The 542-nt window shown below is 70.1% G+C and carries 1 protein-coding gene; it reads right to left on the bottom strand.

What is annotated here, in order from left to right; translation table 11 throughout:
* Nucleotides 1–534, bottom strand: a 534-nt coding sequence (locus U8525_RS34425) for a condensation domain-containing protein (protein ID WP_374270966.1), incomplete at its 3' end; no start/stop codon positions are given.
* Between the last annotated feature and the right edge of the window lie 8 nt (nt 535–542).

Below are 542 nucleotides of genomic sequence, written 5' to 3'. Positions count from 1 at the left end.
GCGGACTTCGGGCCCGACGCCGAGGCCGCGCAGACGGTGGGCCAGTTGGTTGGCCTTCGCGTCCAGCTCCCGGTACGTCAGCTGCCGCTCGGGGGTGATGACGGCGACGGCGTCCGGCGTGCGGTGCGCCTGGGCCTCCACCATCGCGGGGATGCTGGATGCACGCGGCTCCTGCGAGGCAGGCGGATTCCACTCGACGAGCAGTTGATGGCGCTCGGCGTCGGTGAGCAGCGGCAGGTCGCCCAGCCGGGTGTCGGGCTGCATCGCGATGGCCTCCAGCAGCACGCTGAAGTGAGCGGCCATGCGCTGGATGGTGGCGGCATCGAAGAGGTCCGTCGCGTAGTCGAACGCCCCCGCGAAGCCATCCGGACCCTCACGCAGGCCCAGGGAGAGATCGAACTTGGCGAAGTGCGCCTCCAGCGGGAGGGACTGGAAGGAGATGCCCGGCAGGCGCAGCGCCTCGGTGGGCGTGTTCTGCAGGACGAACATGGCCTGGAAGAGCGGGCTGCGGCTCAGGTCGCGTACAGGCTGCAAGGCTTCGA

Source organism: Corallococcus sp. RDP092CA, assembly GCF_041903675.1.
Taxonomy (GTDB): Bacteria; Myxococcota; Myxococcia; order Myxococcales; family Myxococcaceae; genus Corallococcus.
This window is presented reverse-complemented; position numbering and strand designations above follow the sequence as displayed.